At 64.0% G+C, this 23,665-nt stretch carries 26 protein-coding genes and 1 tRNA gene; 9 read left to right on the top strand and 18 right to left on the bottom strand.

Translation table 11 applies throughout. The features are described from left to right. The 3 genes from BSY17_RS08645 to lipB all read right to left on the bottom strand — a co-directional run bounded on the left by BSY17_RS08645 (window position 1) and on the right by lipB (window position 1,804). Complete coding sequence (locus BSY17_RS08645; RefSeq protein WP_069065210.1) at window positions 1–684, bottom strand: hypothetical protein; 684 nt, start codon at window positions 682–684, stop codon at window positions 1–3. A 95-nt stretch (window positions 685–779) separates the two neighbouring features. Next, on the bottom strand, window positions 780–1,049 hold the full coding sequence (locus BSY17_RS08640) for a hypothetical protein (RefSeq protein ID WP_069066864.1): 270 nt from the start codon (window positions 1,047–1,049) through the stop codon (window positions 780–782). Window positions 1,050–1,108: 59 nt separating this feature from the next. Beyond that, entirely contained in the window at window positions 1,109–1,804 is a 696-nt protein-coding gene (gene lipB, locus BSY17_RS08635; RefSeq protein ID WP_069065209.1) for a lipoyl(octanoyl) transferase LipB, read from the bottom strand. Between the two features lie 77 nt (window positions 1,805–1,881). Between lipB and BSY17_RS08630 the strand changes: the two genes are divergently transcribed. After that, window positions 1,882–2,676: a glycerophosphoryl diester phosphodiesterase membrane domain-containing protein gene (locus BSY17_RS08630; protein WP_069065208.1), complete on the top strand. Its 795-nt coding sequence runs from the start codon at window positions 1,882–1,884 to the stop codon at window positions 2,674–2,676. On the opposite strand, the gene BSY17_RS08625 is transcribed toward BSY17_RS08630, so the two are convergent. Genes BSY17_RS08625 through BSY17_RS08615 form a run of 3 tightly spaced genes read right to left on the bottom strand, consistent with a single transcriptional unit; the run spans window position 2,658 to window position 4,604 of the window. Then, the gene (locus tag BSY17_RS08625) at window positions 2,658–3,257 is read right to left on the bottom strand and encodes a GNAT family N-acetyltransferase (protein ID WP_069065207.1); all 600 of its coding nucleotides are present in this window, start codon (window positions 3,255–3,257) and stop codon (window positions 2,658–2,660) included. The two genes, BSY17_RS08630 and BSY17_RS08625, sit on opposite strands and share 19 nt — an antisense overlap. A 4-nt stretch (window positions 3,258–3,261) precedes the next feature. Beyond that, the gene (gene hemF, locus BSY17_RS08620) at window positions 3,262–4,149 is read right to left on the bottom strand and encodes an oxygen-dependent coproporphyrinogen oxidase (protein ID WP_069065206.1); all 888 of its coding nucleotides are present in this window, start codon (window positions 4,147–4,149) and stop codon (window positions 3,262–3,264) included. Then, on the bottom strand, window positions 4,146–4,604 hold the full coding sequence (locus tag BSY17_RS08615; protein WP_037478635.1) for a tRNA (cytidine(34)-2'-O)-methyltransferase: 459 nt from the start codon (window positions 4,602–4,604) through the stop codon (window positions 4,146–4,148). The genes hemF and BSY17_RS08615 overlap by 4 nt, the downstream gene beginning before the upstream one ends. Before the next feature lie 208 nt (window positions 4,605–4,812). Here BSY17_RS08615 and petA point away from each other — a divergent pair, with 208 nt between their 5' ends. From petA to BSY17_RS08595, 4 genes are all read left to right on the top strand, one after another. Further along, on the top strand, window positions 4,813–5,379 hold the full coding sequence (gene petA / locus BSY17_RS08610) for a ubiquinol-cytochrome c reductase iron-sulfur subunit (RefSeq protein WP_069065205.1): 567 nt from the start codon (window positions 4,813–4,815) through the stop codon (window positions 5,377–5,379). Between the two features lie 11 nt (window positions 5,380–5,390). Beyond that, entirely contained in the window at window positions 5,391–6,683 is a 1,293-nt protein-coding gene (locus BSY17_RS08605) for a cytochrome b (protein WP_037476240.1), read from the top strand. A 14-nt stretch (window positions 6,684–6,697) separates the two neighbouring features. Beyond that, window positions 6,698–7,546 (top strand): cytochrome c1, encoded by an 849-nt coding sequence (locus BSY17_RS08600; protein ID WP_069065204.1) that lies wholly within the window; start codon window positions 6,698–6,700, stop codon window positions 7,544–7,546. 82 nt (window positions 7,547–7,628) lie between these two features. Continuing rightward, complete coding sequence (locus tag BSY17_RS08595; RefSeq protein WP_069065203.1) at window positions 7,629–8,165, top strand: adenine phosphoribosyltransferase; 537 nt, start codon at window positions 7,629–7,631, stop codon at window positions 8,163–8,165. Here the strand turns inward: BSY17_RS08595 and BSY17_RS08590 are convergent. Continuing rightward, on the bottom strand, window positions 8,162–8,788 hold the full coding sequence (locus BSY17_RS08590; protein ID WP_083217087.1) for a 5'-methylthioadenosine/S-adenosylhomocysteine nucleosidase: 627 nt from the start codon (window positions 8,786–8,788) through the stop codon (window positions 8,162–8,164). The two genes, BSY17_RS08595 and BSY17_RS08590, sit on opposite strands and share 4 nt — an antisense overlap. A gap of 99 nt (window positions 8,789–8,887) precedes the next feature. Beyond that, window positions 8,888–8,962: transfer RNA gene (locus tag BSY17_RS08585), tRNA-Val, on the bottom strand. Between the two features lie 128 nt (window positions 8,963–9,090). On the opposite strand from BSY17_RS08585, the gene BSY17_RS08580 reads away from it, so the two are divergent. Further along, window positions 9,091–10,422: a dicarboxylate/amino acid:cation symporter gene (locus BSY17_RS08580; protein WP_069065202.1), complete on the top strand. Its 1,332-nt coding sequence runs from the start codon at window positions 9,091–9,093 to the stop codon at window positions 10,420–10,422. Window positions 10,423–10,426: 4 nt separating this feature from the next. Here BSY17_RS08580 and cpdR read toward each other — a convergent pair whose 3' ends face one another. Continuing rightward, window positions 10,427–10,804, bottom strand: a complete 378-nt coding sequence (cpdR, locus tag BSY17_RS08575) for a cell cycle two-component system response regulator CpdR (protein WP_069065201.1) — start codon at window positions 10,802–10,804, stop codon at window positions 10,427–10,429. Between the two features lie 123 nt (window positions 10,805–10,927). Between cpdR and BSY17_RS08570 the strand changes: the two genes are divergently transcribed. Beyond that, the gene (locus BSY17_RS08570) at window positions 10,928–11,821 is read left to right on the top strand and encodes an N-formylglutamate amidohydrolase (protein ID WP_069065200.1); all 894 of its coding nucleotides are present in this window, start codon (window positions 10,928–10,930) and stop codon (window positions 11,819–11,821) included. Here the strand turns inward: BSY17_RS08570 and BSY17_RS08565 are convergent, their stop codons facing one another. From BSY17_RS08565 to BSY17_RS08555, 3 genes are all read right to left on the bottom strand, one after another. Then, complete coding sequence (locus BSY17_RS08565) at window positions 11,822–13,663, bottom strand: acyltransferase family protein (RefSeq protein WP_069066862.1); 1,842 nt, start codon at window positions 13,661–13,663, stop codon at window positions 11,822–11,824. A gap of 374 nt (window positions 13,664–14,037) precedes the next feature. Next, complete coding sequence (locus tag BSY17_RS08560; RefSeq protein ID WP_069065199.1) at window positions 14,038–15,054, bottom strand: class 1 fructose-bisphosphatase; 1,017 nt, start codon at window positions 15,052–15,054, stop codon at window positions 14,038–14,040. A 106-nt stretch (window positions 15,055–15,160) separates the two neighbouring features. Continuing rightward, window positions 15,161–16,087: a hypothetical protein gene (locus BSY17_RS08555; RefSeq protein ID WP_150125756.1), complete on the bottom strand. Its 927-nt coding sequence runs from the start codon at window positions 16,085–16,087 to the stop codon at window positions 15,161–15,163. Between the two features lie 144 nt (window positions 16,088–16,231). Between BSY17_RS08555 and BSY17_RS08550 the strand changes: the two genes are divergently transcribed. After that, window positions 16,232–17,017, top strand: a complete 786-nt coding sequence (locus BSY17_RS08550; protein ID WP_083217085.1) for a TerC family protein — start codon at window positions 16,232–16,234, stop codon at window positions 17,015–17,017. Window positions 17,018–17,330: 313 nt separating this feature from the next. Here BSY17_RS08550 and BSY17_RS08545 read toward each other — a convergent pair whose 3' ends face one another. From BSY17_RS08545 to hemN, 5 genes are all read right to left on the bottom strand, one after another. Beyond that, window positions 17,331–17,579: a hypothetical protein gene (locus BSY17_RS08545; protein ID WP_037478638.1), complete on the bottom strand. Its 249-nt coding sequence runs from the start codon at window positions 17,577–17,579 to the stop codon at window positions 17,331–17,333. Between the two features lie 418 nt (window positions 17,580–17,997). After that, window positions 17,998–19,368, bottom strand: a complete 1,371-nt coding sequence (locus BSY17_RS08540) for a class II 3-deoxy-7-phosphoheptulonate synthase (RefSeq protein ID WP_069065197.1) — start codon at window positions 19,366–19,368, stop codon at window positions 17,998–18,000. 127 nt (window positions 19,369–19,495) lie between these two features. After that, a complete protein-coding gene (locus BSY17_RS08535) occupies window positions 19,496–19,858 on the bottom strand; it encodes a Rap1a/Tai family immunity protein (protein WP_069065196.1) in 363 nt (120 codons plus the stop codon). Window positions 19,859–19,958: 100 nt separating this feature from the next. After that, window positions 19,959–20,174 carry a hypothetical protein gene (locus BSY17_RS08530; protein ID WP_069065195.1) on the bottom strand — a complete coding sequence of 72 codons (216 nt, stop codon included), beginning with the start codon at window positions 20,172–20,174 and terminating at the stop codon, window positions 19,959–19,961. After that, window positions 20,164–21,471: an oxygen-independent coproporphyrinogen III oxidase gene (gene hemN, locus BSY17_RS08525; RefSeq protein ID WP_069065194.1), complete on the bottom strand. Its 1,308-nt coding sequence runs from the start codon at window positions 21,469–21,471 to the stop codon at window positions 20,164–20,166. The genes BSY17_RS08530 and hemN overlap by 11 nt, the downstream gene beginning before the upstream one ends. Window positions 21,472–21,597: 126 nt before the next feature. On the opposite strand from hemN, the gene BSY17_RS08520 reads away from it, so the two are divergent. Then, entirely contained in the window at window positions 21,598–22,260 is a 663-nt protein-coding gene (locus tag BSY17_RS08520; RefSeq protein ID WP_069065193.1) for an OmpW/AlkL family protein, read from the top strand. A gap of 119 nt (window positions 22,261–22,379) precedes the next feature. On the opposite strand, the gene BSY17_RS08515 is transcribed toward BSY17_RS08520, so the two are convergent. After that, window positions 22,380–23,606, bottom strand: coding sequence for a YceI family protein (locus BSY17_RS08515; protein ID WP_069065192.1), 1,227 nt, complete (start codon window positions 23,604–23,606; stop codon window positions 22,380–22,382). Window positions 23,607–23,665 lie beyond the last annotated feature (59 nt).

Here is a 23,665-nt window from a genome sequence, read left to right as displayed (position 1 = left end):
TTAGGGCTTGCCAACGCCGATCTTGTCATTCCACGCCTGATGGCAAACGGGCTGCAGCACGCCCTTTTTCCAGCATTTGGGATCGAAGGAGGGCAGGGCGGTCACATAATCATAGCCCGGCGTGCCATAATATTGCTCGCCCGCGGCAACCAGCGACTTCTTGATCGAAGCCAGACCGCTGCGCGCTACCTCATGTAACTTGCCCCGATCGGCGAAGATCGCCTTGCGCCCGACCTCGGCCGTCGCCAGGCAAAAGCCCTTTTGCGCCTGTACGGTCGAATAGCCCGAATAGATGCGCGTGCCATATTGGTCGGATGCGGCTTGTCCCGGCCGTCCCTTGCCCACGGTGCGCTGGAAATAGCTCAATATACCGGCCTGCGCCGCATCCAGTTCGGCGTCATGATGCGCGATCATCGCGTTATAATTGCCGATGGCGAGCAAGGTGGGTTCGAACTGGCACTGCAGCGCTGCGACATTGAGCGCCGCGCGCAGGTTCCACACCAGCCCGGCCTTAATCTCCGCCTCCGTAGCCCCCGGCAGGCCAAGCGCGGTAGCGGCGGCCGAATCGGTCAAGGGCGGGGCGGACAGATCAGGTGGTGACCAGAAAAATTGGGCGGCGGCGGGTTGCGCCAGCATCGGCGCAACGGCCAGGGCAAGGCCAGTCAGCGCGGTACGGAACGTCATGCAATAAGGGCCTTTTACGAACGGGTGCGATGAATGGGCATCGCCCGAATATGTGTCTAAGCCGACTGTATCAGGGCTGAATGATTGCGCCAGCCCTATTGGTCGGAGAGGACTTCCGCTTCCGCCCCGGCTGGTTCGGCGGCGGGTTGTGCCGCGCTGCTGGCATTGGCAGCCGCGTTGCCGGGCGAGGCGATCGCCGTGCCTTCGCTCTGCACTCCGTCCAGGTCGGTCATGGCGTCGCTGGTGGTGCCATCGACAACTTCCATGTCCTTCATCTCGACCTTGGTCTCGGTCTTGTCCGCGCCGCCGCACGCGGCCAGCGGCAGCAGCGACAGGGTCATGGCGACAAGTATGTGGCGGCGCATCCGGGTCTCCTTGCGATCATCGATGCCCGGCAATCCCCCGCCCGGCGAAAGGCGTGACCCTAGCGACCGACTTCGCATTGCTCAAGTCCCGTGCCGCACCGCGACAAGCGGTTGAGAAAGGCAGGGAAATGCGCCTTGAGCGCGGAGTCGAGCGCGGTCATGGAAGCGTCGCCCCCTAGCGCTGCGATGCTGGTCACGGGATAGTCGCTGATCCCGCATGGCACGATGCCGGTAAAATGGCTAAGGTCAGGATCGACATTGATCGCAAAACCATGGAGCGTCACCCAGCGGCGCACCCTTATGCCCAGCGCGCCGATCTTGGCCTCCCGCCCTTGCGCATCATCGGTCCAGATGCCGATCCGTCCCTCCGCCCGCCGCGCTGCGATGCCGAGATCAGCGAGGGCTGCGATCATCCAGCCTTCGAGATGATGCACGAAATTACGGACATCTTTGCCGCGTTCGCCGAGGTTAATGTTGAGATAGCCGATCCGTTGCCCCGGCCCATGATAGGTGTAGCGGCCACCGCGCCCGGCATCATAGACCGGAAAGCGCGCGTCAATCAGTTCGGCCGGGTCTGCGCTGGTTCCAGCGGTATAAAGCGGCGCATGTTCCAGCAGCCACACCCGTTCGCGCGCCTCTCCGCCATGGATCGCAGCGGCGCGCGCCTCCATCTCGGCTAGCGCCGTTGGATAATCGACAGGCGCGGTTTCGGTGCGCCAATCGACGCTGTCGGGGAAGGGAAGGGGAGCCGTCATGACGCTTCCTTGACTTGGAGACTGCGAGCGATCAAGTCTCCGCGATATTTCCGGGAACAGGGCAGGCGTTACAAGATATGGCGACAATGTCGATCGGCAAGGCGTGGCAGGAAGCGGTGGCCTTCGTCGCCCGCGAAGCCACATTGCTGTTTCCCGTCGCGCTGCTGTTCGTGGCGCTGCCTGGCCTTATCCTTCAGGAAATGACGCCACCGGAATTGGCCGCATGGTCGCTCGCGCCCAAGATGGACACGATGCCCGATGTCCCGGCCAGTTATGGCATTGGCCTCATGATCGCCATTGTCCTGATCTGGTTCGGCTCGCTCAGCCTGTTTGCGCTGGCGCTGCGCCCTGGCATTTCGGTGGGGGAGGCGCTGCGGCTCAGTCTGAACCGCCTGCCCGTGCTGCTTGGCACCGCGCTGGTGGTGCTGGGGGCATTGTTCGGCCTGCTGATGACGATCATCCTCGTGGCGGTGATCGTCTCGCTGGCATCGAAGGCGGCTGGTGCCTCACTTGGGCTTTTGCTTGGCTTCGTCATGGTCGGCATCGCGCTTTTCGCCAGCGTGCGGCTGATGCTGCTCAATCCGGTCGTTCTGGATAGCGGCGCAGGGGTCAAGGAATCGCTCCGCCGCGCCTGGGCGCTCACGCGCGGGCATTTCTGGCGGCTGCTGGCCTTCATCCTCATCCTGACCTTGCTGTCCGCCATCGTCGCCTCGGCGGCGCAGTCGATTTTCGGTTTGTTGGGCGGCTTGCTCGCCGGGGCAGATGGCGCGCGGCTGGCTGGCGGCATTGCCGGGGCGATCGTATCCACGGTGATCCAGGTCTATATGCTAGTGATGCTCGCGCGCCTTTATCGTCAGGCGACCGCAGGCTGATCCAGCAGCGGTACATGGGGCGCCGCGTCGCGCGGTAAGATCCCGGCGAGGCGCGGATCGGCAAATGTCTCGATTTCGCGCTTATAGGCGACGAACCCGGCCTTGATATAGAAGCCAAGCGCCGCCGGACTATCGAGCGTGCAGGTGTGAACCCATAGACGTTCGACACCCTTGCGCCAGGCCAGCGCCTTGGCCTGCGCCATCAGCCATTGTCCGTGACCCTTGCCGTTCAGTTGCGGCACCAGCCCGAAAAAGCCCAGTTCGCAATCGGGCATCGACCGGAAATCTAGCTCCAGCAATCCCACCTCGATCCCGCGCGGGTCGGTGACGGCATAGACCTCGACCGCCGGGTCATGGATGATCGCGGCAAGCGATTCGTCCGACATAATTAGTCTCGAAAACCAGAGCCATGGCTCCCCCACGCGGCGGAACAGCGCGCGATAGCTGTCGAGCTTGGGCACCTTCCATCGCACGAGTCGCAACGGCGAGGGCGGAATCGGCGCAGGGCGCGGCTTTTGGCGAATCTCCAAATGGGTGACGATCGCCGCCACCATGGCCGGATCGACCGCGATCAGCGCCATGGCGTCAGTTCCAGCTCGCCATCGGCGGCAGGCTCATCAGGATGGCGTCGATATTGCCGCCGGTCTTGAGGCCGAACAGCGTGCCCCGATCATGCACCAGATTGAATTCGGCATAGCGGCCCCGCCATTCCAGCATCGTGGCATAGTCCGCCTCGGTCCAGGCCTCGTCCATGCGCCGCCGTACGATCGGCGGATAGGCGTCGAGAAAGGCGTCGCCGACGGCGCGGGTAAAGGCGAAATTCGCGTCGAACGCCGCATCGTCGGCACATTCGAGATGATCGTAGAAAATGCCGCCGACCCCGCGATGGACGCCGCGATGGGGAATGAAGAAATACTCGTCCGCCCAGTCCTTGAACCGGGGATAATGGTCCGGGTCATGCGCGTCGCACGCGGCCTTGAGGACATCATGGAAAAATTCTGTGTCTTCGTCGCGCGGCAGCGGCGGGTTGAGGTCTGCCCCGCCGCCGAACCAGCTTTTGGTCGTCACCAGATAGCGCGTATTCATATGCACGGCGGGCACATGCGGATTGGCCATATGCGCGACCAAGCTGATCCCGGTCGCGAAAAAGGCTGGATTCTCCGCCGCGCCATGGATGCTCTGCGCAAAGCCGGGGGCGAACTCGCCGCCCACGGTCGAGATATTGACCCCGACCTTCTCGAAAACCTTGCCTTTCATCACCCCGCGCACGCCACCGCCGCCTTCGCCCGGAGCCTGCCCTTCGGCTTCGCGGTCCCAGGGGGTGTAGGCGAAACTGGCGTCGCTGCTTGCCTCCCGCTCGATCGCTTCGAACGCGGCACAGATCCGGTCCCGGAGCGATTCGAACCAGGCGCGGGCGGCCTGCTGGCGGGAATCGAGGGTGAAGGGAACGATAGGTGTGGGAGCGGGGGTCATTGCGGGAACTTTCCGGTCTGGCGCAGGGCTTCGGCGACGGCGATGCCCGTGGAAACGGCGATGTTCAAGGATCGAAAGCCCGGTGCCATGGGAATCCGCACCCGGATATCGGCCATATCCCGCACGGCATCGGGGACGCCTGCGCTTTCGGACCCCATCAGCAACACATCGTCACCGCGAAATGCAACGTCCGGCAACCTCTGCGAGGCATGGCTGCTCAGCAGCAGCAGGCGGCGGCCGTTGGCGCGCCGATCCGCATCGAAGGCGTCGAAATTGGCGTGCCGCACGACCTCCGCCGCTGCACCATAGTCCATCGCCGCGCGTTTCAGGCGGGCATCGGAAAAGGCGAATCCGGTCGGCATGATTATGTCCACGGGCACCGCGAAACAGGCCGCCAGACGCAGGATGGCACCGACATTGCCGGCGATTTCGGGCTGATAAAGGGCGATACGCATGAGGGAGCCCATAATGCACTGCGGCAAATTGTCATAGCTTGCGTGACTTTGCTGTTGGCAAAGAGCGCGCACTGGGGTTATCAGGCCCGCGAACCACGCCGGGGGGACGGCGGGGGCCATATCATATGGTTACCCATCACCCTTGATAAACAGGGCCGTTCACGGCATTGCGGCGGGACCAGGGACGTTCTTGCAAGGGTTGAGGTGCATGGCCAGCGTTGAACATACAGACAGCACGGGTCTACCCGGCGAAGATGGGGTCCGCCGTCGCGACTTCATCAATATCGCCGCGGTGAGTTTTGCAGGGGTCGGCGCGGTTGCCGTCGTTCTGCCGCTGATCGACCAGATGAACCCCAGTGCGGACGTGCTGGCGATGGCATCGACGGAAGTCGACCTCTCGGCGATCCAGCCGGGGCAGGCAATCAAGACGACATTCCGCAGCCAGCCGCTGTTCGTGCGCCAGCTGACGGAAAAGGAAATCGCCGAAGCCGACAAGGTCGATCCTTCCACGCTGCGCGATCCGCAGACGCTCGAAGAGCGCACGGTCGATGGAAAGAAGCAGTGGCTGGTGACCATGGGTGTCTGCACCCATCTGGGCTGCGTGCCGCTGGGCGCTGGCGAAGGCGAGAATAAGGGCGAATATGGCGGCTATTTCTGCCCGTGCCATGGCTCGTCCTACGACACCGCCGCGCGCATCCGCAAAGGCCCCGCGCCGACCAACCTGGAAGTGCCGAAGTTCAGCTTCACTTCCGACACCGCCATTCTCGTAGGCTGAGGTAAGAAACGATGAGCTTTCCCTGGGCTGAGCAATATACGCCGAAAAATCCGGTGATGGTGTGGATCGACGAGAAGCTGCCGCTTCCGCGTCTTGCCTATAACGCTGTGGGTGCGGGCTATCCCGTTCCGCGCAATCTCAATTATTTCTGGAACTTCGGCGTCCTGGCCGGCCTCGCCTTGATGATCCAGATCATCACCGGCGTCGTCCTGGCGATGCACTATGGCGCCAATGACCTGGTAGCGTTCAGCACCGTCGAACAGACGATGCGCGACGTCAATGCGGGCTGGCTGATGCGCTATGCCCACGCCAACGGGGCCAGCTTCTTCTTCATCGTCGTCTACCTCCACATCTTCCGCGGCCTCTATTTCGGCTCCTACAAGGCGCCCCGCGAGATGGTATGGCTGCTCGGCCTCGTCATCTTCCTGCTGATGATGGCGACCGCCTTCATGGGCTATGTGCTGCCCTGGGGTCAGATGTCCTATTGGGGCGCGAAGGTGATCACCGGCCTGTTCGGCGCGATCCCCGTTGTGGGCGAGCCGATCCAGACCTGGCTGCTGGGCGGTTTTGCCCCTGGCAACGCCTCGCTCAACCGCTTCTTCTCGCTGCACTTCCTGCTGCCCTTCGTGATTGCCGGTGTCATCATCCTGCATATCTGGGCGCTGCATATTCCGGGTTCCTCGAACCCGACCGGCGTGGAAGTGAAGGGACCGCAGGACACTGTGCCGTTCCATCCCTATTACACGGCCAAGGACGGCTTCGGCGCGGGCATCTTCCTGATCGCCTTCTGCACCCTGCTGTTCTTCGCGCCCAACTTCCTGGGCCACCCGGACAACTATATCGAGGCGAACCCGCTCTCGACGCCCGCGCATATCGTGCCGGAATGGTATTTCTGGCCCTTCTACGCGATCCTGCGTGCCTTCACCGTGGACTTCTTCTTTGTCCCCGCCAAGCTGCTGGGCGTCCTGGCGATGTTCGCATCGATCCTGCTGCTCTTCTTCCTGCCCTGGCTCGACACCTCGCCGGTGCGGTCCGGCAAATATCGGCCAACTTTCAACAAGTTCTTCTGGATCCTGATCCTCGACGTGTTGATCCTGGGCTATTGCGGCGGCGCGCCGGCGGAAGAGCCTTTCGTGATGATCTCGCAGGTCGCGTCGGCCTATTATTTCGCGCACTTCCTGATCATCCTTCCGCTGATCTCGCGCTTTGAAAAGCCGCTGCCGTTGCCCGGTTCGATCACCGAGGCCGTGCTGGCGAAATATGGCAAGACCGACGGCGCAACCGTCGCGGTCCCGGCCGAATAAGGGGTAGACGTAACATGGTACGCATCGGCGCATTTCTCGTCGGCCTCTTCTTCGCGGGCTGGCTGCTGGTCTCCTTCCTCATGGGGGCGGTGGCCTATGTCTCCGAACCACCGCAGCCGACCGTGGAGCATGAATTCCACGAGCTTCCCAAGCATGTGTCCTTCTCGTTCGATGGACCGCTTGGTGGCTATGACAAGCAGCAGCTGCAGCGCGGCTTCCAAGTCTACAAGGAAGTCTGCTCGGCCTGCCACAGCCTCAAGTTCGTGGCGTTCCGCGATCTCGAAGCGCTTGGCTATAACGAAGCCGAAGTGAAGGCGATCGCCAAGCAGTGGGCGATCAAGGCTCCCTCGGTCGATCCAGCAACGGGCGAAGCATCGACCCGTGAGCCGATGCCCGCTGACTATTTCCCCAAGCCCTTCGCGAACAATGTCGCGGCGGCTGCGGCGAACAATAATGCGATCCCGCCAGACCTGTCGCTGATGACCAAGGCTCGCCACCATGGCAGCGCCTATGTCTATTCGCTGCTGACCGGCTATCAGGCGCAACCCGCCGCGCTGCTCAAGGAGTTCCCGGACTCCAAGACGCCCGAAGGGCTGCACTATAACCCCTATTTCGCGAACTTGAACCTCGCCATGGCGCCGCCGCTGACGGCCGAAGGCCAGGTGACCTATAGCGACGGCACCAAGCCGACGGTGGACCAGATGGCGAAGGATGTTTCGGCCTTCCTGACCTGGACCGCCGAACCCAAGCTGGAAAACCGCCGCCGTGCGGGTCTGGCGACGATCATCTTCCTGCTGATCGCCACGGGGCTGGCCTATATGTCCTACCAGAATATCTGGGCGGACAAGAAGAAGGCGGCCTGACAGGCCGGTTCGCAAGAACAAGGATTATGAAGAGGGCGCGGTTTCATCTGGGAACCGCGCCCTTTTTCCTTATGGAGACAGCATGAGCATCGACACGCTGGCGGGCCTTGTCCGCACGATCCCCGATTTTCCCAAACCCGGCATCCAGTTTCGTGATGTCACGACCTTGTTGGCGGATGGCGCAGGGCTGGCGGAACTGGTCGAGCGCATGGTGTCGATCGCGCGACCGCTGGACCCCGACCTGATCGTCGGCATCGAGGCGCGCGGCTTCATCCTGGGCGCAGCGCTCGCCTTGGCATTGGGCAAGGGCTTCGTGCCCGTGCGCAAGGCGGGCAAGCTGCCGGGCAAGACCGTCGGCATCGATTATGTGCTGGAATATGGCACGGATCGGCTGGAACTGCATGAGGGGCAGGTCCCGGCCGAAACGCGCGTTGTGCTGGTCGATGATCTGATCGCTACGGGTGGCACGGCGCTCGCCGCAGCGCAATTGCTGCGTGAGCAGGGGGCGAGCGTGTTGATGGCGCTGTTCGCGATCGACCTGCCCGATCTTGGCGGGATGGCGGCGTTGGAAGCCGACGGTATCGCCGCGCAGGCGATCATAGCGTTCGAAGGCGACTAAAGGCCTTTGGTCAGCGCCCCCGGCAGCAGGTCCACCGCTGCGGCAAGCCGTTCGTCCAGCAATCCCAGCAATTCCATCCAGCCATGGATATGGGCGAGTTCGCCCGGCCCATCGGAAATGCCGCGCAAGCCCATCAGCGGCACGTCGAAGCGGGCGCAAGCCCGCGCCACCGCGAAGGTCTCCATATCGACCATATCGGCGTCGATCGCGGCATATTCCTCGCCCCCGACGATATTCGCGCCGGTCGAGAGCCGCGCAGTGGGCATCGCCAGCGGCGTTGCCAGCGGGACATCAACGGGATGGTCAATGAAGGGCGTCACGCCCTTGGTAAAGCCCAGGCGCGAAGCATCCATGTCGCGCCAGGAGACACTGGCGACCTGCACCACCTCGCCCAAGCCGCAGATTCGCGATCCGGCCGAACCGAGGCAGACGACGAGATCAGGAAGCGCATTATGGCGCGCCATATCCTGAAGGGCGATCCCCGTCGCCAGCGCTGCTTCGACCGGCCCTACGCCCGTCATCAGTGGCGTGAACCGGCTACGCAGATGCGGTCCATATTCCGCTTCCGCCGCCATCACGAACAGCAAGCGCTTGCCCGAAACGATCTCGCAGCCTGCCATCATTGTTCGCCCCTTGCCCATGCCGCACCGCCCATAGCCCGGCGGCAGCGGCACCGCAAAAGAGAAAGCCCGCCACCTGAAAACAGGTGACGGGCTTTGTCATGGTGGGCGTGGCAAGGATTGAACTTGCGACCCCTGCGATGTCAACACAGTGCTCTACCACTGAGCTACACGCCCACGGGAGTTGGGCCTTTAGCCGGGCGAATCGGATGGCGCAAGCGGGAAAATGCCTGGCCTCGATATTCTTCTGGACAGCGCAGGGGTGGCCCATATGCTGCGGCGCAAACAGGGGGACGCCAAGACTTATGCTGCCATCGCCATCCTCGCCGATTCAGACGACGCCGCGCCTGCCCTGGTACCGGCAGCTTTATGTCCAAGTGCTGATCGCCATCGCGCTGGGTGTGACGATCGGCCATTTCTTTCCTGACGCCGGGGTCCAGCTCAAGCCCTTGGGCGAGGCCTTCATCAAGCTGGTGAAGATGATCATCGCGCCGGTCATCTTCCTCACCATCGTGACCGGCATTGCGGGCATGAAGGAACTGGGTGCGATCGGCCGGGTCGCGGCCAAGGCCTTTGGCTACTTTCTGACCTTTTCGACGCTGGCGCTGATCGTGGGCTTGATTGTCGCCAATGTGGTGCAACCGGGGGCCGGCCTCAATATTGATCCGGCGACGCTGGATGCTAATCAGGTCGCCGATTATGCGAACAAGGCGCATGAGAGCAGCCTGACCGGCTTCCTGATGAACATCATTCCGGCGACCATGGTGTCGGCGGTGGCGGACGGCAATATCCTGCAGGTGCTGTTCGTGGCGATCCTGTTCGGCATCGCGCTGACTCTGATCGGCGACAAGGCTGCGCCGCTGATGACCGTGCTCGAATCCGCCAGCCATGCGGTGTTCAAACTGGTGTCGATCCTGATGAAGGCCGCACCGATCGGGGCGTTCGGCGCGATGGCCTTCACCATTGGCGAATATGGCGTCGGGACGCTCGCCAACCTGGCCGGCCTGGTCGCGACCTTCTATCTGACGTCGCTGTTGTTCGTGTTGGTGGTTCTGGGTGGCGTGTGCTGGGCGGTGGGATTCAACATCCTTCACCTGATCCGCTATCTGAAGGCGGAACTTCTCCTGGTCCTTGGGACATCCTCCTCGGAGGCGGCCTTGCCCAGCCTCATCGAGAAAATGGAGCGGGCCGGGTGCCGCAAGTCGGTGGTGGGTCTGGTCGTGCCGACGGGATACAGCTTCAACCTCGACGGCACCAATATCTACATGACGCTTGCGGCGCTGTTCATCGCGCAGGCCTGCAATGTCGATATCAGCCTGGAGCAGCAGATATTGCTGCTGTTGGTGGCGATGATCTCGTCCAAGGGCGCTGCTGGGGTAACCGGGGCGGGCTTCATCACATTGGCGGCAACGCTGTCGATCGTGCCGACGGTGCCGGTCGCGGGCATGACGCTGATCCTGGGTGTCGATCGCTTCATGAGCGAATGCCGTAGTCTCACCAACTTCATCGGCAATGCCGTGGCGACCGTCGTGGTTTCGGCGTGGGAAAAGGGGTTGGACCGCGAGCGGTTCAATGCCGCGATGGCCGGGATCGCGCTCGATCCCACGCCCGACATGGAAGAAGTCGTCCCCGACTAGAGGATCACGTCAGCCCGGTCAGGCTCTCGCTGCTGAACATCCGCTCGACCTCCAGCACCAGGTCGCGCAAGTGGAAGGGCTTGGACAAGACCTTGGCCTGCGGCACCGCCTTGCCCGCGCGCAGGGTGACGGCGGCGAAGCCGGTGATGAACATGATTCGCATGTCCGGTGCCACGGAGGCGGCATGCTGGGCCAGTTCGATACCGTCCATTTCCGGCATGACGATATCGGTCAGCAACAGGTCGAACCGGTCGGAGCGGATATGTGGCACCGCCTCTGTCCCCGTCGAGACCGCGACGACCTCATATCCCGACCGTTCCAGCGCGCGGGCCAGATAGACGCGCATGCTGTCATCGTCTTCGGCCAATAATATGCGAACCATCGCCCCCACTCTCATATCCTCCGCGACCCCCACGGGTGGCGCGAAGCCGTGATATATGCGACAAGGTGTAAATATTATCCAGCCAAGCCACGATTTTTGCCCGGATCGTTGAAAGGAGCGCCATTGGACGACAGCCCGCCGCGCGCGCCGACGCACAGCGACCCGGCCTTCGATCTGTATGGCCCCGCGATTCCCGATCGCCCGCTTATCCTGTCCGTCCCCCATGCCGGACGGCTCTATCCGCCGGCCTTGCTGGCGCAGGCGCGCGTCCGGCCGGAAATGCTGCGGCGGCTGGAGGATCGCTGGGTCGACCTGTTGGTGCATCCATTGATCGCGCAGGGCTTTACCGTGCTGGTGGCGCGTGCGCCGCGCGCGTTGATCGACCTTAACCGCCATGATCGGGAGGTGGATCCCGCGATGCTGTCTGATCTGCCCCATATGGTGGCCTTGCAGACCAGCGCGAAACTGCGGGGCGGGCTTGGCCTGTTGCCGCGTCGGTTGCCCGGCGCGCCGGAATTGTGGCGCGGACCGATCGGCTGGGCGGAGGTGCAGCGGCGGATCGATATGGTCCACCGGCCCTATCATGCGACACTCGCACAACTGATGGCGGCGGCGCGGGATGCCCATGGCCATGCCATCCTGATCGACCTGCATTCCATGCCCCCGCTGCCGCCGCCCGCGCCGGGCTGTCCCGCGCCGGGGTTGGTGCTGGGCGACCGGTTCGGCCGCAGTGCATCGAGCCGCTTGACGACGCTGGCGGCTGATGTGGCGGCGGGGCACGACATGCTGGTCGCGATTAATAGCCCCTATGCGGGCGATTATCTGATCGAACGGCATGGGCGACCGGAGCGCGATCTGCATGCGCTGCAGATCGAGATCGATCGGACGCTCTATCTGGACGCGACATTGGACCGGCCGGGGCCGGGGATCGCGCGGATGCGCGCGCTGGTACAGGCGATTGCACAGGCGCTGGCGGTCGAACTGCCGCGTGCCGACTATGCGCTGGCGGCCGAATGATCAGCCAATGACAGCGCGCGCACCGGCAACGCTTAGATGGTGCGAATCGAAGTAGAGGGGCTGGCCGTTCCGCTCGATGGCGCAGACGCGCGCGTCGCATAGCCGCGCCACGGGGTCGATGAGCGTTACGCCCTGCGCCTGCCAGCGGGTGAAGAGCGCGCGGAGATTGACGATGCGTGCTTCCACTTGCGCCCGCTCAACCCCTTGTGCGCTGTCCAGCATGTCGGCGCGCGCCAGATGGGCGAGGTGGCGGGGAACGTCGAAGGGTTGGGGTGGGACCGCGCCAATCAGCACGACCTCCCGCCCTTCGGCGCGGATGGCGGCGATGGTGCGGTCGAGTTTCGCCACGAAAGCGGGATCGTCAAAAGCGCCATTGGCCCAGAAGGCGGCGAGGTAGATGCGGCGTAGGTCCGGATCGGCGCGGATCGCTTCGAAAGCGGCCCGGTTGGCCGCGGCGCAGCGGGCATCCTTCGCCTCATAACCCAACACAGGCGGGCAACTCGATGTTGTCCGTTCGATCAGCGATTGGCCCTGTGCGCGCGCGTCCTGCGCCAGCACATGCGCCAGTTCCACGCCATGACTGTCGCCCCACAGCATGGCGTCGGGCCGGACCGGCGCGCCGAGGATGCAGGGCGTGGCACCACGCATATAGCTGTCGTGGCAGCGCTTGCGGTCAGGGCTGATATCGTTGCGCCCGGCGATCTGCGCCAGAACGGCGGGCGCGAATCGTGAGGGCCATGGTCCCATCGCCAGCAGGGCCAGCGACAGCGCGCAGAGCAGCGCCATCGCCGCGCCGGTGAAGCGGAAGATGGTGCGGGGCGGCATGCGGGCCGAATCGCGGAAGGGTTGCTCGACGAAGCGCCAGGATAGCCAGGCGACGGCCAGTGATGCGGCGAGGACGGCGATCCGCGTTCCGCCCGACAGCGGCAGGTCGGTCGCATATTCGGTGAAGACGATCAGCGGCCAGTGCCACAAATAGAGCGAGTAGGAGATCAGGCCTATGCCGACCAGCGGGGGCAGGGCAAGGGCGCGACCTGCACTTGTCCCCGGCGCGCCGTGGAGCAGCGCCATCGCTCCCAACACGGGGGCGAGGGCCGCGACGCCGGGGAATAGCGTGTTGCGGTCATAGAGGAGGACCGCACCGCCGATCGCCAAGAGGCCAGCCCAAGCGACGGCCTCGCGCAGCCAGCGCTTTTGGATTGCTGGAACGACACCGAGCGCCAGGAGCGCGCCTGCGAGTAATTCCCAGGCGCGGGTGGGGAGCAGGTAGAAGGCGAAGCCCGTCGTGTCTCGCTGCATGACTATGCACAGGGTCAGCGATGCGATCCCGATGGCCGCCACGACGCCCGCGCGCGTGCGCGTTCCGAAGCGGGCGAGCAGCATCAGCAGGATCGGGAAGCCGATATAATATTGTTCCTCCACCGCCAGCGACCAGGTCTGGAGCAGGGGCTTCACGTCCGCACCGCCGGCAAAATAGCCGGTGTCGGTGAAGAACCACAGGTTGGAGACAAACAGCGTTGCGGCCAGCGCGGATTTGGGTATGCCCTCCAGATCGCCGGGCAGATAGAGCCAGGCTGCCAGGCCCAGCACGGCGAGGATCATCAGGGCGAGGGCGGGCATGATTCGCCGGAAGCGCCGCTCATAGAAGCGCAGCAGCGAGAAGCGGCCGTCATCGACGTCGCGGGCGATGATGCCGGTGATCAGATAGCCCGAAATCACGAAGAAGATGTCGACGCCGACATAGCCGCCGGAAAAGCCTGGCACATGAGCGTGGAACAGCAGGACCGGCAGGATGGCGAGCGCGCGCAGGCCGTCTATGTCGCGGCGGTGGGGCCGGGTCATGCGCGCGCCTATCTGTTCTGCCTTTCCATGCATGGCGCGGGCCTACGCCCAAAGCCCTGATATTTGCTTTACCCGATTCGCGGCGAGGAGACGGGACACGATTGCAGTTTACGCAATTGCAGCTTCACCCTTCGCATTTGCGAAGAATACGCCCCGCTGGCACTAAGACTGTGCCTTTCAGGCATCCTCTCCTAAACTTTTCAGGCTGGTCTCACGATCAGCCTTTTTTTTGTCTTCGGCTTGGGCTAGGCATCCCTCGCTGTTGCCGCGCCATATAACATGTTTCTGGAGAGGGGCCGCCGGTAAGACCGGCAGGCGGGGCATAGTTGGGGGATCGAGCGCTTGCGTGCGCTCTCCCCCATTTTCTTTTTATCCTATGCGGTGGCCATTTCGCGGCCATAAGCGACCACCGCTTCCACTTCGGCCCGATCGCCCAGCACCACGCCGACGCGCTGGTGCAGGCTGGTTGCGGGCACGTCCATGATCGGCTGGAACCCGTCGCTCGACGCGCCGCCCGCCTGCTCGATCAGATAGCTCATCGGATTGGCTTCATACATCAGCCGCAGCTTGGCCTTGCCCGGATTGCGATGGTCGTAGGGATAGAGGAATATCCCGCCGCGCTTGAGGATGCGATGCACGTCCGCCACCATGGAGGCGGTCCAGCGCATGTTGTAATCCTGGCCGCATGGCCCTGCGCCGCCCATGACGCGCTCTTCGACATAGCGGGCCACGGCGGGCGACCATTGGCGGCGGTTCGACATATTGATGGCAAATTCGCACTTGCCCTGCGGCATCTGCATATTGGCGTCGGTCATCACCCAGCTGCCGACTTCGCGGTCGAGCGTGAATTCATAGACGCCCGTGCCGACGCTCAGCACCAGCAGAGTCTGCGGCCCGTAAATGGCATAGCCCGCCGCGACCTGTGCGCGGCCGTCCTGCAGGAAATCCTCCTCCGTCACTTCGCGACCGGCGCAGGCCTCAGGGGCTTTGAGCACGGAGAAGATCGTGCCGACCGACAGGTCGACGTCGATATTGCTGGACCCGTCGATCGGATCGAACAGCAACAGATATTCGCCCTTGGGATAGCGATTGGGGATGCGGTGAATCGTCTCCATCTCCTCGGACGCCATGGCGGCGAGATGGCCGCCCCATTCATTGGCATCGAGCAGCATTTCATTGGCGATCACGTCCAGCTTCTTCTGGACCTCGCCCTGCACATTTTCGCTGTCCAGGCTGCCCAGCACTTCGCCCAGCGCGCCCTTGCTGACGGCATGGCTGATCGTCTTGCACGCGCGCGCCACGGTTTCGATCAGCAGGCGCAATTCGGCGGGCAGGGCTTCGGCCAAGCGCTGTTGTTCGATCAGGAAACGGGTGAGGGTGGTTCTTGCCATGGGCCGCCTTTCGTAAAGGGCAGGGGCCGCGACAGGACGCCGCGGCGCTTGAAAATCGGAACGCGCCTTCGCTACGGGAGTCGCCCCGTCAAGTCCAGCCGCCGCGTCACTCGCCGCGCGCCCGTGCCGCAGCGTCGGCGCGGCCCACCGCGAGGGCGCGGACCCGTTCTACCCCTTCGGCAAAAGCGCCACCGCGCGCCGCCTGTCCCGCCTGGGCATAGAGGCGTTCCGCGCCGGCATAGTCGCCATCGCGTTCGGCACAGAGGCCAAGGTTGAACAGGAGCGAGGGATGACCCGGCCGGTCGCCGTCCATCGCCGCCCATTCGCCGCAGGCGGCGACCGGATCGCGCTGCGACGATTTGATGCTGTCGCGGAAGCGCTGGGCCATGGCCTTGTCCATCCCGTCGCGTTCTTCGCGCAGGCGGATGCGGTAATTTTCGTGGCGCGGAATGATGTCGTCGGCCAGCCGGTCCGCAGCGGTGCGGACCATGCGATCGATGCTCTGGCGCGGGGTGCGCTTGGACTTGTCCTTGGGGCAGGTGACGATGGTGTCGGTTTGCGTGCGGGTTTCGCTATAGAGGATCTGGCCGTCCGTGACGCGGGCGATCCGCAATGTCGGGGCGAAGGTCACCGTTTCCTGCAGGCACAGCGCCTCGACCTTCTCCTTCTTGGTGCATTTCTGGTCGGTGCCCTCGGCACAGATTTCGACCTGCCGCTTCACATTGGTTTCGCGCACGCTGGCGTCGGCGAGGCCGGTGATGATGCCATCGGCATCGGGGCCGCGCCGCGACAGGGCGATGACGGCATAATAGGGGCGTCCATCCGGCCCGGCGCGGCTTAATTTCTGTTCGATCGCCAGCGCCAGTGCGGTGCCGTCGCGCCCGGCGATGCGATCGACGCCGATGCTGCGCAGCAGGCTGACGGCCCGATAAGGGGCCGGGAAATGGCCGGTCATCGCAAAGACCTCCGCCTGAACCGGCGTGCTGGCCGCCATGGCCGCCGCTATGATGGTGAACCCGACGATTGGCCGCACGATTTCCCCCCCCCTTATTGCCCCGCTTCTTCTGTAGGACCGTGCCTGCATGCGATCAAGCGGATGACGGTGCATCTTCGTGGGAACCGGTCGCGCGATCGACCGTTCCGGTGGCGTGCCAAATGGCAGCGTGGAAGGATCATCATGGACAGTCTGATTGCCGCTTTTACCGACCCCACCGCCATTGCCGCGCTGATTGCGCTGGTGGTCATGGAAGTGGTGCTGGGCATCGACAATCTGGTGTTCATATCCATCCTGACCAACAAACTGCCGGTGGAGCAGCGCCAGAAGGCGCGGCGGATCGGCATCGGCCTGGCGCTCGGCATGCGGTTGGTGCTGTTGTCGATGATCGCCTGGATCGTCGGGCTGACGGCACCGGTGTTCGATCTGGGCATCAGCGGTCCGCTGAACGAATATGGCGCCCCGACTTTTGAAACCGAATTTTCCTGGCGCGACCTGATCCTGATCGTCGGTGGCCTGTTCCTGATCTGGAAGGCGACCAAGGAAATCCATCACACTGTCGATCCGGCGGGCGGCGACGATGTGCTGGACAAAAAAAGCGTCGCCACCATCACCTTTGGCAGCGCGATCGTGCAGATCATCCTGCTCGACATGATCTTCTCGCTCGATTCGATCCTGACCGCGGTTGGCATGACCGACAATCTGGCGATCATGGTGATCGCGGTGCTGGTCGCGGTGACCGCGATGGTGCTGGCCGCCGATCCGCTCGCCAACTTTATCGCGAAGAACCCGACCGTGGTGATGCTGGCGCTGGGCTTCCTGCTGATGATCGGCGCGGTGCTGATCGCCGATGGCTTTGGCGTGCATGTGCCCAAGGGCTATATCTATGCGGCGATGGCGTTCTCGACGCTGGTTGAGTGCCTGAACATCTTTGCGCGGCGGGCGCAGCAGCGGAAGGGCGGGGCCTAAGGTCACGCCTACTAAGGTCACAGTGGCGAAGTTCACACCGTCGTCGGGTTTTTCGCGGCAATCGTAACGGAGAAGCGGTTGCGAAGACGTGGTGACGCGCCGGTTGGGTAATGGATGGGTCACAGCGACGCGACAGCGATGCGACGCTGACGCGACGGTGGCGCGCCAGTGCGGCGACAGGGGTCGGGCTGATGTGGGAGACGTAGAAGGGCGGCGCGGGGATTCCATCTGGCAGGATAGATCAGAGATTATCCTACATTGGAAGGGTGTTGGATGGGGGAGGACCGGGGGCTGAAGCGACCATTTACGGACGTTAGTGGGCGAACGTGTAAAGCGCTCCGGGTGCTGCCAGTAAACAGATGATGAGCCAATGTTTCCACGTCAGCCGCTCCGACTTTCGGAAACCCAAGGCCACGCCGAATGCCGCCGTGCCGAATAAGAGAAGCCCACCTTGCAAAATATTAGCATCCTCAGAGTGATACAACACACTGATAACGATGGCTGAACTAACAGCCATAAAGGCGCTAAGGAATAAAAAGCCCAAGACGGCAATGCGGATCATCGCATCCCACGCGTGGGCTTGTGCGTATTGGTTCGGCTTCATTGCATCGACGTAGCATGAGAGTGACGAACAGGAAAAGCCGCCCGTCCGCAAACCACCCCTTTCCGTCATGCCGGGCTTGACCCGGCATCCATTAGCTCACGGGTGCCAAGTCGTTGACATGCTGAGGCTCATAGACCCCGGATCAAGTCCGGGGTGACGGCGTTGATGAGTGTCCGAAATCTACCCAACTCAGCCAGAAACTATGGTCCCTGGAAGGTGCGTTTTTGTGGCGGGCGTTCCCCCTCCCGGCTTGCGGGAGGGGGTTAGGGGATGGGCTTGCGCGAGGGTGCGTTGGCCCACCCCGCTGCGACTAAGGCGCTGCGCGCCTAAGTCTCGCTCCCCTCCCGTGAACGGGAGGGGCGCATAAAGCAATTTCTCACGCCGCTGCGCGGCGTTCTTTCAGTTCTTCGTTGAGCATTTCGGCCAGCAGGAAAGCCAGCTCCAGGCTCTGCGCCGCGTTGAGGCGCGGGTCGCAATGGGTGTGATAGCGGTCGGCGAGCCCTTCGTCGGTGATGGCGATGGCGCCGCCGGTGCATTCGGTGACGTTCTGGCCCGTCATTTCGGCGTGGATGCCGCCGCCGAAGCTGCCTTCGGCGCGGTGGACGGCGAAGAAGCCGCGCACTTCGGCCAGGATGCGGTCGAACGGGCGCGTCTTATAGCCGTTGGCGGCCTTGACGACATTGCCGTGCATCGGGTCGCAGGACCAGATGACCGGATGGCCTTCGCGCATCACGGCGCGGACCAGCTTGGGCAGGCCCGCTTCGATCTTGTCATGGCCGTAGCGGGTGATGAGCGTGATCCGCCCGGCTTCGCGCGCGGGGTTCAGCGTGTCGAGCAGGCGCAGCAGCGCGTCCGGCTCCAGGCTGGGACCGCATTTCAGGCCAATGGGGTTGCCGATGCCGCGCAGATATTCGACATGAGCCGACCCTTCGAACCGGGTGCGGTCGCCGATCCACAGCATATGGGCGGACGTGTCATACCAGTCGCCGGTCAGCGAATCCTGCCGCGTCAGCGCCTGCTCGAACGGCAGCAGCAGCGCTTCATGGCTGGTGTAGAAGCTGGTCCCGCCAAGCTGGGGCACGGTTTCCGCCGACAGGCCGCAGGCGCGCATGAAGTCGAGCGCCTGGCCGATCTGGTCGGCCATCTGTTCGAACTTCGCGGCCCAGGGCGAGCGGCCCATGAAATCGAGCATCCAGCCGTGGACGCGATCCAGGCTGGCATAGCCGCCGGTCGAGAAGGCACGCAGCAGGTTGAGCGTGGCCGCCGACTGGTTATAGGCCTGCACCATCCGCTGCGGGTCCGGCTCGCGGCCCTGAGCGGTGAAGGCGATGTCGTTGACATTATCGCCGCGATAGCTGGGCAGTTCGACGCCATCGATCACTTCGGTATCGGCCGAACGCGGCTTGGCGAACTGGCCCGCCATGCGGCCGACCTTTACCACCGGCAGCTTCGACGCGAAGGTCAGGACGACCGCCATCTGCAGCAGCACGCGGAACGTGTCGCGGATATTGTTCGGGTGGAATTCCGCGAAGCTTTCCGCGCAATCGCCACCCTGCAGCAAGAAGGATTCACCGGCCGCGACCTTGGCGAGATCCGCCTTCAGGTTGCGGGCTTCGCCTGCAAAGACGAGCGGCGGAAACTGGCCAAGCTGTGCCTCCACGGCGGCCAGAGCCGCCGCATTACGATAGGCGGGCATCTGAATGCCCTTGTGCGCGCGCCAGCTATCCGGCGTCCATTTCGCCGCCACGACGAGTCTCCTACATGAACCAAAAAAACAGGGGCCGCACCTACGCCGCCGCGCCCTTCAAGGCAAGTTTATAGCAGTTCCGTGGCCGCACCGCGCAATGATCCTTTCGATCAGAGTGATCGATCGGCTATTTTTGGCAAGGATAGCGGTCGTTTAGCGCAACGCTGACCAAAACGGAGGCTGGGCTGCGTCGCTGGTCGGGCCAGCGTTCGAGATAGGCGACCACGGTGCGGCGGGCGTCGTCCGCGCTCATCCTGTCGGGCCAGCAGACTTGCCGACCGCGTCCGATGAACAGATCCTTACGGATGCCATCGACCACACCGACGATATAGGCGGTGCAGGCGAGGCCATATTCGGGTGCCTTGTTGCGGCATTTGGCGAGCAGGCTGGTGCCGCTTTCGAACATGAATGCGCTGCCGCCGGGCTGGGCGGCCGGTGCGGGGGACGCGGCCAGCAAGGCGAAGGGCAGGGCAAGGAGGGGCGCGCGCATGACGGCGGGGCATCCTGTGGATGAGGGGCGTTGGGGGCGACCATGGCGCAGCCTTCCGAGCCTGTCCAGAGGACCGGGCGCCGCCTAGCCACCATCCGTCTCAGGCCTCTTCGCGCTGCTCCTGGCGGCGGCATCCGGTCATGAGGTGGCAGGCGATGTCGTGGCGGCTGGGGCCGGGCTGGGGCAGCCAAGGCGGCACCCATTGGCCCGCAAGGCCAGCGCCGCAATACCAGGCGGAGCTGGCATCGGCGCTGGCCAGCGGGGCGTTGAGGAACAGGCAGGCCAGCGTGCTGGTGAGCGCCGCGCTAGACCGCATGACTGAACCGCGTTTCGACGGGTTCGAGATAGGCATCGAAACAGGCGGCGATGCTGCGGGCGTAGGGGAGCGCGTCGGGGGTCAGCCGTAGGCGGTTTGCGCTCCGTTCGACCAGTCCGCGTTGCTCGAAACGGTCGAGGTCGGGCTGGGGGTCGCTGGCTTCCAGATGCACTTCGCCCTGGCAGAGCAAGGCTTCGATGATGCGGCCGCGACGCTGGTCCTCGGCGGTGCGGACGAGGCCGCGCGTGGTGGCGAGTTGACCCGCTTCGATCGCGGTGCGCCAAGGGCCGGCCTGTTTCGCATTCTGGACGATCAGGTCGGGAAATTGGCTGATCGCACTGGCGCCCATGCCGATCAATATTTGCGCGGGATCGTCGGTAAATCCCTGAAAATTGCGGCGCAGGCGGCCTTGCGCGGCGGACAGCGCCATGCCGTCGTTGGGCAAAGCGAAATGGTCGAAGCCGATCGCGCGATAGCCCGCCTGCGTCAGCGCATCATGCCCCATGGCGGCCATCGCGAATCGCTGGGCGACGTCGGGCAGGTCGCTGGCGTCGATCCGGCGCTGGCGCGGCAGCAGGCGCGGCATATGGGCATAGCCGAACAGGGCGATGCGCGCAGGCGCGAGGCGGATGGTGGCGTCGAGCGTGGCGGACAGGTCGTCCATGCTTTGGCCGGGCAGGCCGTACATCAGGTCAAAGCCCGTGGCGACGCCTGCCTTTTTGAGCCGTTCCACCGCGCGTTCGACCATGTCGAGCGGCTGGATGCGACCGATGCGCGTCTGGACATGCGGGCTGAAGGTCTGGACGCCCAGATTGACGCGATCGACCCCCATGGCCGCCATCGCGTCGATCCAGTCCGCGTCCAGGCGGCGCGGGTCCAGTTCGACCGAAAGCTCGGCATGATGGGCGTCGAAACAGCGCAATAATTGCTGCATCAGCCGGATGAAATCGACGAGCGGCAAACTATTGGGACTGCCCCCGCCAAAGGCGATGCGCGTCACCCGGCCGCGTCCGTTCAGCCGGGCGGCGATCAGCGCGACTTCGCGCTCCAGCGCTTCGACATAGGCGGTCAGCCGTTGCGCCTTGTTCGCTGCGCCGGTGTTGCAGCCGCAATACCAGCAGATGTCGTGGCAATAGGGGATGTGGACATAGAGCGAGATCGGCGTGTCGGGCGCGAGCGCGTCCAGCCGCTGGCCCATCTCCGCCGCGCCGACGCTATCGGTGAACTGGGCAGCGGTGGGATAGCTGGTGTAGCGCGGCACCGGCCGGGCGAGCAGGTCAGGATGATAGGTCCACATGGGCTGGGTGATCGCAGCAAGTCGCCGGGGCTGCATTGCGCCAGATCAAATTGCAGCTTGCGCACCGTCAATGCCGTGCCGTGCCGGATGCGGCAGAGCGCTCCCCACCAGACAGGGAGATTTATCATGACCATCAAGACCATTCTGCTCGGCACGGCCTGCGCCGCCGCTGCCATGGCTGCCCCGGCGCAGGCCGCGCAGGGCGACGTGCTTGTCCGCCTGCGCGGCATCATGGTCGCGCCCAATGAGAAGAGCGGCAGCGTGCTGCCGGGCTTTCCGGGCGAAAAAGTGAAGGTGAACAACACCATCACGCCGGAAATCGACATCACTTATATGGCGACCGATAATATCGGTTTCGAACTGATCGCCGCGACCAGCCGCCATACGGTGAGCGGCAAGACCGGGACGACCGGATCGCTGGGCAAGCTGGCCGCGACCAATGCGCTGCCGCCGACGCTGACCGTGCAATATCATTTCGCACCGGGCAGCAAGATCCGCCCCTATGTCGGCGCGGGCGTCAACTATACGTTGTTCTTCAACAATGATGCGTCCAGCGCGCTGGAAGGCGCGGTCGGCAAGACCAAGGTGCATCTGTCCGACAGCGTGGGCTGGGCTGGGCAGGCTGGGGTCGATATCGATCTGAACGACAAGCTGTTTTTGAACTTCGACGTTAAATATATCGATATCGACACGAAGGCACGGCTGACCACGGCGGCGGCCGGGGTGCAGCGGGTGAAGGTGAGCCTCGACCCGTGGGTGTTCGGCGTGGGTGTCGGGATGCGGTTTTAGGTCTGGCTGCCTTCGCATCCACCATCAAGCCCGTTCGGGCTGAGCCTGTCGAAGCCCTGCACTTTCTTTCAACAAGTAAGGCCCCTTCGACAAGCTCAGGGCGAACGGAGGAAGATGGTTTATGGCTTCCGTTTCGCCGTGAAAGCGAAGGTCACCGCTACATTCGGAGCCAGGCTGCCGCTGCTGTCGCCATTGCCTACGTCGAAGGCGGCGCGGGCGATGGTGGCGGTGCCGGTGACCTTGCGGGTCGCTCCGTCGCCCGAAAGGGTGAAGCGGATGGTCTGGGGTTTGCTGACACCCTTGAGGCTGAGGCGGCCGCTGGCGCGATAGGCGTTCGGTCCCGTTTTCTCCGCGCCCTTGGCGGTGAAGGTCGCGGTCGGATGGGCCGCGACGGCGAAGAATTCGTCGCCTGGCAGCATCCCGTCCTGATAGGCGTCGCCGACGCTGGCGCTGGCCATGTCGATCGATACGCGGATGTCGGCGGTTTCGGGATGGTCGGGGTCCATGACGATCGCGGCCGTCCATTTGGCGAAGCTGCCGCTGATCGTCTGGCCGTCATTGCCAACGGCAAAGCCGATCTTGCCGCCGGGCTGTACGGTCCAGGCCGGGGGCGGGCCGATGGGTTCCTCCACTTGCGCGACCGTTTCATTGGCGACGGTGCTATTGTCCGGTTCGGTGGCGTTGGTTGATGCCTCTGGTGCCACGGGTTCCGGCGCTTCCAGTTGCTCCGCCGGCGCCGTCTCGACGGGGGCCGCTACTGGCAGGATCACGCGACCCAGCGCAAAGCCGAGCAAAATCAGCGCGGGCAGCCCGATCAGCAGCGCGGTCGAGCGGTTGGGGATCATCCGCCAGATCAGTCCGTCACGCATCAGGACATGATGGCGCAGCGCGCCCGCGACATGGAGCAGGACGAGCGCGATGCCCATCCAGGCGATCAGGCCATGGCCACCCTCGGCCAGGCCATGCGCGGAAGCGGGCAGCGGCAGATGCGGCAGGGGGATAATCCCGAAGATGAGCGTCGGCACCTTGACCTTGGCGGTCGAGACGAGTGCCCAGCCGGTCAGCGGCGCGCCCAACATGAAGGCGTAGAGGCCGCCATGGACGGTCGAGGCGAGGGCACCCTGCCAGCCGCCCTCCAGTTTTGCCGGGCGCGGCTTCCAATAGCGGATGACGATCCGCAGCAGCGTCAGCGCGAGGATGGCGATGCCGACCGACTTGTGCAGTTGATAGAGCGCAAAGCCGCGCGCGCCCAGATCCTCCAGCGCCCAGCCGACGCTGATCTGGAAAGCGAGCAGGGCGGCGATCGCCCAGTGCAGGATGATGGCGGCAAGGCTGTAGCGCGGCATGGGAAACCCCCGGATCGATGAACCGGGGCAAAGCTATGTCGCCTGTGCAACGAAGTCCA

It is taken from the genome of Sphingobium sp. RAC03, from assembly GCF_001713415.1.
Taxonomy (GTDB): Bacteria; Pseudomonadota; Alphaproteobacteria; order Sphingomonadales; family Sphingomonadaceae; genus Sphingobium.
Note: the sequence above shows the minus strand (reverse complement) of the source record. Positions and strands in the feature narration are given on the sequence as shown.

What these genes read in the sequence shown, in the direction of transcription:
- BSY17_RS08545 (WP_037478638.1), bottom strand. Translation starts at nt 17,579, where the DNA reads ATGATCCGCATTGCCGTCTTGGGCTTTTTATTCCTTAGCGCCTTTATG.
- BSY17_RS08625 (WP_069065207.1), bottom strand. Translation starts at nt 3,257, where the DNA reads ATGGCGCTGATCGCGGTCGATCCGGCCATGGTGGCGGCGATCGTCACC.
- BSY17_RS08630 (WP_069065208.1), top strand. Translation starts at nt 1,882, where the DNA reads ATGGCGACAATGTCGATCGGCAAGGCGTGGCAGGAAGCGGTGGCCTTC.
- BSY17_RS08600 (WP_069065204.1), top strand. Translation starts at nt 6,698, where the DNA reads ATGGTACGCATCGGCGCATTTCTCGTCGGCCTCTTCTTCGCGGGCTGG.
- BSY17_RS08560 (WP_069065199.1), bottom strand. Translation starts at nt 15,054, where the DNA reads ATGGCAAGAACCACCCTCACCCGTTTCCTGATCGAACAACAGCGCTTG.
- hemF (WP_069065206.1), bottom strand. Translation starts at nt 4,149, where the DNA reads ATGACCCCCGCTCCCACACCTATCGTTCCCTTCACCCTCGATTCCCGC.
- BSY17_RS08640 (WP_069066864.1), bottom strand. Translation starts at nt 1,049, where the DNA reads ATGCGCCGCCACATACTTGTCGCCATGACCCTGTCGCTGCTGCCGCTG.
- BSY17_RS08535 (WP_069065196.1), bottom strand. Translation starts at nt 19,858, where the DNA reads ATGCGCGCGCCCCTCCTTGCCCTGCCCTTCGCCTTGCTGGCCGCGTCC.
- cpdR (WP_069065201.1), bottom strand. Translation starts at nt 10,804, where the DNA reads ATGGTTCGCATATTATTGGCCGAAGACGATGACAGCATGCGCGTCTAT.
- BSY17_RS08615 (WP_037478635.1), bottom strand. Translation starts at nt 4,604, where the DNA reads ATGCGTATCGCCCTTTATCAGCCCGAAATCGCCGGCAATGTCGGTGCC.
- BSY17_RS08515 (WP_069065192.1), bottom strand. Translation starts at nt 23,606, where the DNA reads ATGCCGCGCTACAGCCTTGCCGCCATCATCCTGCACTGGGCGATCGCC.
- petA (WP_069065205.1), top strand. Translation starts at nt 4,813, where the DNA reads ATGGCCAGCGTTGAACATACAGACAGCACGGGTCTACCCGGCGAAGAT.
- BSY17_RS08595 (WP_069065203.1), top strand. Translation starts at nt 7,629, where the DNA reads ATGAGCATCGACACGCTGGCGGGCCTTGTCCGCACGATCCCCGATTTT.
- hemN (WP_069065194.1), bottom strand. Translation starts at nt 21,471, where the DNA reads ATGTGGACCTATCATCCTGACCTGCTCGCCCGGCCGGTGCCGCGCTAC.
- BSY17_RS08530 (WP_069065195.1), bottom strand. Translation starts at nt 20,174, where the DNA reads ATGCGGTCTAGCGCGGCGCTCACCAGCACGCTGGCCTGCCTGTTCCTC.
- BSY17_RS08520 (WP_069065193.1), top strand. Translation starts at nt 21,598, where the DNA reads ATGACCATCAAGACCATTCTGCTCGGCACGGCCTGCGCCGCCGCTGCC.
- BSY17_RS08645 (WP_069065210.1), bottom strand. Translation starts at nt 684, where the DNA reads ATGACGTTCCGTACCGCGCTGACTGGCCTTGCCCTGGCCGTTGCGCCG.
- lipB (WP_069065209.1), bottom strand. Translation starts at nt 1,804, where the DNA reads ATGACGGCTCCCCTTCCCTTCCCCGACAGCGTCGATTGGCGCACCGAA.
- BSY17_RS08550 (WP_083217085.1), top strand. Translation starts at nt 16,232, where the DNA reads ATGGACAGTCTGATTGCCGCTTTTACCGACCCCACCGCCATTGCCGCG.
- BSY17_RS08565 (WP_069066862.1), bottom strand. Translation starts at nt 13,663, where the DNA reads ATGACCCGGCCCCACCGCCGCGACATAGACGGCCTGCGCGCGCTCGCC.
- BSY17_RS08590 (WP_083217087.1), bottom strand. Translation starts at nt 8,788, where the DNA reads ATGATGGCAGGCTGCGAGATCGTTTCGGGCAAGCGCTTGCTGTTCGTG.
- BSY17_RS08580 (WP_069065202.1), top strand. Translation starts at nt 9,091, where the DNA reads ATGCTGCCATCGCCATCCTCGCCGATTCAGACGACGCCGCGCCTGCCC.
- BSY17_RS08605 (WP_037476240.1), top strand. Translation starts at nt 5,391, where the DNA reads ATGAGCTTTCCCTGGGCTGAGCAATATACGCCGAAAAATCCGGTGATG.